The organism is Kitasatospora sp. NPDC059747 (genome assembly GCF_042732955.1).
GTDB lineage: Bacteria > Actinomycetota > Actinomycetes > Streptomycetales > Streptomycetaceae > Kitasatospora.
This window is the reverse complement of the sequence record NZ_JBHWGV010000120.1, coordinates 21132-27424: the sequence shown is the minus strand read 5'-3', so window position 1 is coordinate 27424 and position 6293 is coordinate 21132. Positions and strand designations below refer to the sequence as shown.

Here is a 6293-nt window from a genome sequence, read left to right as displayed (position 1 = left end):
GCGACCACCGACAGCACGAGCGGGCCGAGCACCTCCAGCGTCACCGCGGGGCCCAGCGGGATCCGGTCGATCGCCTGGTAGAAGAGGATGTTCATGCCGCCGAGCGCCACCCCGAAGGCCCCGGCGACGGCCCAGTCCCCGCGGCTGTGGCCGCGCAGCCGGGGCCGGCAGACGGCCAGCAGCAGCACGGCCGCGATCGTCACCCGCAGCGCGACCGTCCCGAACGGCCCGACGCGCGGGAACAGCAGGGCGGCGACGGCCGAGCCGAACTGCACCGACAGCGTGCCGCCCAGCACCAGCCCGATCCCGCCGAGGCCGCTCCGGGAAGGCGCGACGGGCCGTCCCGCCGGGTGGGGCGCCGGGAGGGTCGCGGCGGCCGCCGCCGTCCGGGACATCCCGGACATCGTGTTCGTCATGCCCCCACGGTAGGGATTCGTTCGTGCCCCGGGAAATGCCGAATGGCAAGCCGTTATGCTTCCGAAGCATGACCATCGAGTTGCGCCACCTGCGGGCCTTCCTCGCCATCGTCGAGGAGGGCACGATCACCCGCGCCGCCACCCGCCTCCACACCGGCCAGCCCGCGCTCTCCCGGACCCTGCGCCAGCTGGAGGACCACCTCGGCGTCCGCCTGATCGACCGCTCCACCCACCACCTGGAGCTCACCGCCGCCGGCCGGACCTTCCGCGACCGCGCCGCCGCCGCGCTCGCCGCCGTGGACAGCGCCCTCGACCCCCGCACGCTCGCCTCCCCGCCGCTGCGCCTCGGCCACCCCTGGGCCGCCCTCGGCGACCACACCATCCCGCTGCTGCGCCGCTGGGACGACGAGCACCCCGACGTGCCGCTCGAACTGCGCCGCATCGACGACCGCACGGCCGGCCTCACCCAGGGCCGGGTCGACATCGCCCTGCTGCGCGGCGAGGTCACGGCGCCCGGTCTCGTCACCGAGCTGCTGCTGGACGAGGAGCGGGTGGCGGTGGTGCCCGCCGCGAGCGACCTCGCCGACCGCGAGGTCCTCACCCTCGCGGACCTCGCGGCGTGGCCGGTCGCCCTCAACACGGTCGCCGGCACCACGACCCTCGACCTGTGGCCGGCCGGCCACCGCCCCACGGCGACGATCGAGGTCGCCAACACCGACGAGTGGCTGACCGCCATCGCGGCCGGCCGGGCCGTCGGCATCTCGACGGTCGCGACGCCCCGGCTGCACAAGCACCCCGCGATCGCCTACCGCCCGCTCGCCGACGCCCCGCCCGTCCCGCTGTTCCTGGCCTGGCGCCGGGGCGTCCCGGCGCACCCGGCCATCCCGGACCTGGTCCGGCTGGCCCGCGCCGTGGTGACCGGGAACCGACGGTCTGCGAACGGATTGTCCGTCGGGCGGGGCGGCCGAACGTCGAGGGTCCGGTGAGCGGGCCGAGGAGATCGCCGGGGATTCGTCCGGCACCTGTCGAGGTCCATGACAACTCGCTAACATCACGGACGGTCACCACCCGGGAACCGTGAAGGTCCCGGCGACGGAGGGGAAGCGCCATGCGATACGCGGACGGACCGCGGACGTACTGCGAGGTGCACATCAAGGCCACGGTCGAGGAGGTCTGGTCGCTGATCACCGACATCGCCCTGCCCGCCCGGCTCAGCCCCGAACTCCGGGGCGTCGCCTGGCTCGACGGCGCGGACGGGCCCGCGGTCGGGGCCCGCTTCGAGGGGCACAACGAGAACGAGCGGCTGGGCAACTGGCGGACGGTCTCCCACGTGACCGAGCTGACCGACCGGGAGGTGTTCGCGTGGATCGTCACCGACGCGGACGGCCGGTTCGGCCGCCCCTCGGTGGACCCGGCGGCCTCCCTCGCCTCCTGGCGCTACGAGCTCACACCGGAGGACGGCGGCACCCGGCTGCGCCACTCGGTGCTGATCGGCCCCGGCCGCAACGGCGTGACGGCCGCCATCGACCGCTGGCCGGACCGCGAGGAGCAGATCATCGAGGTCCGCCTCGGTGAACTGCGCACCGGCATGACGGCCACCCTCGACGGCATCAAGACCCTGGCGGAACAGGGAAGTTAGCCGCCCAGTAGCAAAGCTGCACCCGGAACGACCGTACAGAGCAAGGAAGTCGGGCACCACCGTGGAAGACCGCACCGCACTCCCCGACGCCGTCCGCGCGTCCGCCGCCCGGTTCGCCGCCTCCGTCTCGGCCCTGACCGAGGCGGAGGCGCGCGGGCCCTCGGCGCTGCCCGGCTGGAGCCGGGCGCACGTCGTCACCCATGTAGCCCGCAGCGCCGACGTCTACACCTGGCTGCTCGCCCTGGCCCGCACCGGAGTCGAGCCCGGCCCCAGGGCGGACGGCGCCACCCTGGAGCGCCTGCTGCACGAGGGCGCCCGGCGGGACGTCCCCGCCCTCGCCGCCGACCTGCGCGCGAGCCTCGACCGGCTGCTCGACGAGGTGTCGGCGATGCCCGCCGAGCGCTGGTCCGTCCTGGTCTCGGCCCTCGCGGGCTGGAAGCACCCGGCCTGGTACACCCTCCACCGCGCGCGGCGCGAACTGGAGGTCCACCACACCGACCTGGCCCTCGGTCACACTCCGGCCGCGTGGCCGGCCGGTTTCGTCGCGGCGGCCCTGGCGGAGACCGCCGCCGCACTCGCCGAACGAGGCTTCCCGGTCGGCCGGTTCGAGGCCGTCGACCTCGGCCGCTCCTGGACCGTCGCCCCGACCGGCCCGACCGCGGCCGGCCCCGGTCACGCGCTGCTCGCCTGGCTCGCGGGCCGCGGCCCGGCGCCGGACGCGGGGCTGCCGGCCCCGCCGCCGTGGCCGCAGCCGCCGGTGCCGGGCTGGGGGTGAGCCGAACCGGGCGGTGCCGGGCCGGGGGCGAGCCGAGCCGGCCGATGCCGAGCCGGGGGGTGCTGACATTTGTCACGGCCCATCCGTGTGCGAGCACACTGCCCCGCGCGGGGTGCCCCCGGCCAGCATGAATGCCATGACCTCGACCGATCTGAACCACCCCGAGACCCTCCGGGCCTTCCGCACCATCCGCCGCCTCCTGGGCGCCTACCTCGGGATCAGCCTCGTCACGATGGCCGCGATCGTCGCGCTCGCCGGCCACCCCGACCTCGTCAACGTCGCCGTCTGGATCCGCGGCAGCGCCGTCGCGGCCAGCTCGGTGATCACGCTCGTTCTGGCCGTCAAGGCGGCCGGGGGCTCCACCGGAGCGTTCCGCCGGCTGCGGATCATCTCGACCGCGATGCTCGTCGCGATCGTCGTGATCATCGCCCTGCCGGGTACCTTCCCGTTCTGGATGAAGGCCGAGCAGGCGCTGTGCGGCGCCCTGCTGCTGGGGGTGGCCGTGATCCTCAACGGACGCCACCTGCGTACGCTCTTCACGGCGGCCGCCCCGCAGAGCTGAGCTCCGACCCGGCGGACCGAGCCCCGGCCCGCGAGCCGGACCCCGACCGACGGAAGGAACACCCGTGACCGACGAAGGCCCCGACCCGGGATCGCACCCGTGGGCGTACGGCTGGCGGCGCGTCATGCTGGCCACCGGGATGCTCGTCTACCCGGCCCTCACCGCCCTGGGCGTGTCCCACACCGTCGCCGGGGCGCGGGCCGTCGCCGGGTACGCGGTCGTCGCGGCCTTCACGGTCTGCTACGCGGCCGGCGGCATCGCGTTCGCCCGGGGCCGGCGGCGGCAGGCCGAGTTCCTGACGGCCGGGCAGGCGACGCTGTTCGCGGCGGCCCTGCCCTTCGCCCACGCCGACGCCTTCTTCCTGGGCACCGGCGTGGTCTCGTTCGTCGCCGTGCTGTTCCCCGCCCGGGCCACCGCGGCCGTGATGGCCGGCACGGCGGGCGCCCTCGTCCTGCCGTGGGCGGTGCGCCCCTGGCACAGCGGGCCCGGCTGGTTCCAGGCGCTGGCCCTGCTCTTCAGCTCGCTGACCGTGCGCGGGTTCTCCGAGATCGCCACCACCAACCAGGAACTGGTCGCCGCCCGGGCCGAGGTGGCGCGCCTGGCCTCGGAGGCCGAGCGCAACCGGATCGCCCGGGACCTGCACGACCTGCTCGGGCACTCGCTCACCGCGATCACCGTCAAGTCCCGGCTGGCGCAGCGGCTCGCCGCCAAGGACCTCGCCCTCGCGGTCGAGGAGATGGCCGCCGTGGAGGACCTCTCCCGGCAGGCGCTCGCCGACGTGCGGGCGGCCGTCTCCGGCTACCGCGAGGTGACGCTGGCCGCCGAACTCGCGCGCGGTCGCGAGCTGTTGCGGGCCGCCGGAGTGGTCGCCGACCTGCCGGGCGCCACCGACGCGGTGGCCCCCGCGCACCGGGAGCTGTTCGGCTGGGTCGTCCGGGAGGGCCTGACCAACGTCGTCCGGCACGCCCGCGCGGCCCGCTGCACGGTGCTGCTCACCGGCACCTCGGTGGAGATCCGCGACGACGGGCCGGGCAAGGGCTCCCCCGTCGGCGACGGCAAGGGGCTCGCGGGCCTGCGCGAACGGGTCGCGGCGGCGGACGGTAACGTCGAGGCCGGCCCGCTGGGCCCGCGCGGGTGGCGGCTGCGGGTGACCGTCCCCGCGCTCCCCGGCCGGCCGCACGCACCCGTCCGGGAAGACCGGCCAGTCCGGGAAGGCCGGCAAGCCCGGGAAGGCCGGCAAGCCCGGGAAGGCCGGCAAGCCCGCGAAGGTCGGCAAGTCCGGGAAGGCCGGGAAATCCGGGAAGGAAGCCCATGACGATCCGTCTCCTGCTCGCGGAGGACCAGGAGCTGGTCCGCACCGCCCTGCGCACGCTGCTGGATCTGGAGGACGACTTCACCGTCGTCGCCGCCGTCGGCCGCGGCGACCAGGTCGTGGACGCGGCCCGCGAGCACCGGCCCGACGTGGCCCTGCTGGACATCGAGATGCCCGGACTGGACGGCCTCGCCGCCGCCGCGGTCCTCGCCCAGCAGGTGCCGGACTGCCGGGTGGTGATCCTCACGACCTTCGGTCGGGCCGGCTACCTGCGGCGCGCCATGGAGGCCGGCGCGGTCGGCTTCGTCGTCAAGGACGCGCCGGCCGAGGTGCTGGCCGACGCGATCCGCCGGGTCGACGCGGGGGAGCGGGTTGTGGACCCGGAGCTCGCCGCCGCGACCCTCGCCGCGGGCGCCTCCCCGCTCACCGCGCGCGAGCGCGACGTACTGAACGCCTGCCGCTCGGGCGCGGACGTGGCCGAGATAGCCGCCAAGCTGTACCTGTCGGAGGGGACGGTCCGCAACTACTTCTCCTCCGCGATCGCCAAGACCGCCAGCCGCAACCGGCTGGAGGCGCTGCGGGTGGCGGACGAGCGCGGCTGGCTCTGAGGCCGCCGGGCCGCTGTGGCCCGTGTTCCGCCGCCCGGCCGCTGTGACCCGTATTCCATCGAGGTGGAATCCCTTGGCGGCGGCCGCCGTGGCGATCAAGCTGGCTCCCGGAAGCACGTCCGAGGTCCGAGGAGTCCCATCATGTCCGAACCCCTGCCCGCCGACGTCCAGCGGGAGATCGCCCGCGCCCTGGGCGTCGCCCCCGTCCCGAGCGCCGAGCAGGAGGCCGAGCGCCGGGTCGCCTTCCTCGCGGAGCAGGTGCGCGCGGCCGGCGCCCGCACGCTCGTCCTCGGCATCAGCGGCGGTGTGGACTCCACGACCACCGGACGGCTGTGCCAGCTCGCCGCCGAGCGGCTGCGCGCCGAGGGCCACGAGGCGTCGTTCTGGGCGATGCGGCTGCCCCACGGCGTGCAGGCCGACGAGGCGGACGCCCAGCTCGCGCTGGACTTCATCCGGCCCGACCGGGTCCTCACCGTGGACATCAAGCCGGCCACGGACGGCGCGATGGACGCCCTGGCGGCGGCCGGCCTGACCTTCCGGGACCGCGCCCACGAGGACTTCGTCCGCGGCAACACCAAGGCCCGGCAGCGGATGATCGCCCAGTACGCCGCCGCCGGCGCGTCCGACGGGGTCGTGATCGGCACGGACCACGCGGCGGAGGCCGTCACCGGCTTCTTCACCAAGTTCGGCGACGGCGCGGCCGACATCATGCCGCTGTCCGGCCTGACGAAGCGTCAGGTCCGGGAACTGGCCGAGCTGCTGGGCGCACCGGCGGAGCTCGTCCACAAGGTGCCCACCGCCGACCTGGAGACGCTCGCGCCCGGCAAGCCCGACGAGGACGCCCTCGGCGTCGGCTACGACGCCCTGGACGACTTCCTGGAGGGGCGCCCGGTCAGCGAGGAGGTGTTCCGCACGGTGGTCGGCCACTACCGCCGCACCGAGCACAAGCGCCGCCTGCCCGTCGTCCCGTCGTAGCGGGCT

8 protein-coding genes are annotated in these 6293 nt (G+C 75.4%); 7 read left to right on the top strand and 1 reads right to left on the bottom strand.

Annotation, left to right across the window (positions count from 1 at the left end):
* Positions 1-416, bottom strand: a 416-nt coding sequence (locus ACFV4G_RS35690) for a DMT family transporter (protein WP_380446344.1), incomplete at its 3' end; no start/stop codon positions are given.
* Positions 417-484: 68 nt separating this feature from the next.
* Between ACFV4G_RS35690 and ACFV4G_RS35685 the strand changes: the two genes are divergently transcribed.
* The 7 genes from ACFV4G_RS35685 (at position 485) to nadE (ending at position 6287) form a co-directional block, all read left to right on the top strand.
* On the top strand, positions 485-1402 hold the full coding sequence (locus ACFV4G_RS35685) for a LysR family transcriptional regulator (RefSeq protein ID WP_380446343.1): 918 nt from the start codon (positions 485-487) through the stop codon (positions 1400-1402).
* A 122-nt stretch (positions 1403-1524) separates the two neighbouring features.
* Positions 1525-2055 carry an SRPBCC family protein gene (locus ACFV4G_RS35680; protein ID WP_380446342.1) on the top strand — a complete coding sequence of 177 codons (531 nt, stop codon included), beginning with the start codon at positions 1525-1527 and terminating at the stop codon, positions 2053-2055.
* Between the two features lie 61 nt (positions 2056-2116).
* A complete protein-coding gene (locus ACFV4G_RS35675) occupies positions 2117-2830 on the top strand; it encodes a maleylpyruvate isomerase family mycothiol-dependent enzyme (RefSeq protein ID WP_380446341.1) in 714 nt (237 codons plus the stop codon).
* A gap of 136 nt (positions 2831-2966) precedes the next feature.
* A complete protein-coding gene (locus ACFV4G_RS35670; RefSeq protein ID WP_380446340.1) occupies positions 2967-3392 on the top strand; it encodes a hypothetical protein in 426 nt (141 codons plus the stop codon).
* Between the two features lie 64 nt (positions 3393-3456).
* Positions 3457-4707, top strand: coding sequence for a sensor histidine kinase (locus ACFV4G_RS35665; protein WP_380446339.1), 1251 nt, complete (start codon positions 3457-3459; stop codon positions 4705-4707).
* A complete protein-coding gene (locus ACFV4G_RS35660) occupies positions 4704-5312 on the top strand; it encodes a response regulator transcription factor (RefSeq protein WP_329931940.1) in 609 nt (202 codons plus the stop codon). Before ACFV4G_RS35665 ends, ACFV4G_RS35660 begins: the two co-directional genes overlap by 4 nt.
* 141 nt (positions 5313-5453) lie before the next feature.
* Entirely contained in the window at positions 5454-6287 is an 834-nt protein-coding gene (nadE, locus tag ACFV4G_RS35655) for an ammonia-dependent NAD(+) synthetase (RefSeq protein WP_380446338.1), read from the top strand.
* Positions 6288-6293: the final 6 nt, after the last annotated feature.

Bases quoted from the DNA above. Each gene is read 5' to 3' on its own strand.
- ACFV4G_RS35685 (WP_380446343.1), top strand. From the start codon at position 485: ATGACCATCGAGTTGCGCCACCTGCGGGCCTTCCTCGCCATCGTCGAG.
- ACFV4G_RS35680 (WP_380446342.1), top strand. From the start codon at position 1,525: ATGCGATACGCGGACGGACCGCGGACGTACTGCGAGGTGCACATCAAG.
- ACFV4G_RS35670 (WP_380446340.1), top strand. From the start codon at position 2,967: ATGACCTCGACCGATCTGAACCACCCCGAGACCCTCCGGGCCTTCCGC.
- ACFV4G_RS35660 (WP_329931940.1), top strand. From the start codon at position 4,704: ATGACGATCCGTCTCCTGCTCGCGGAGGACCAGGAGCTGGTCCGCACC.
- nadE (WP_380446338.1), top strand. From the start codon at position 5,454: ATGTCCGAACCCCTGCCCGCCGACGTCCAGCGGGAGATCGCCCGCGCC.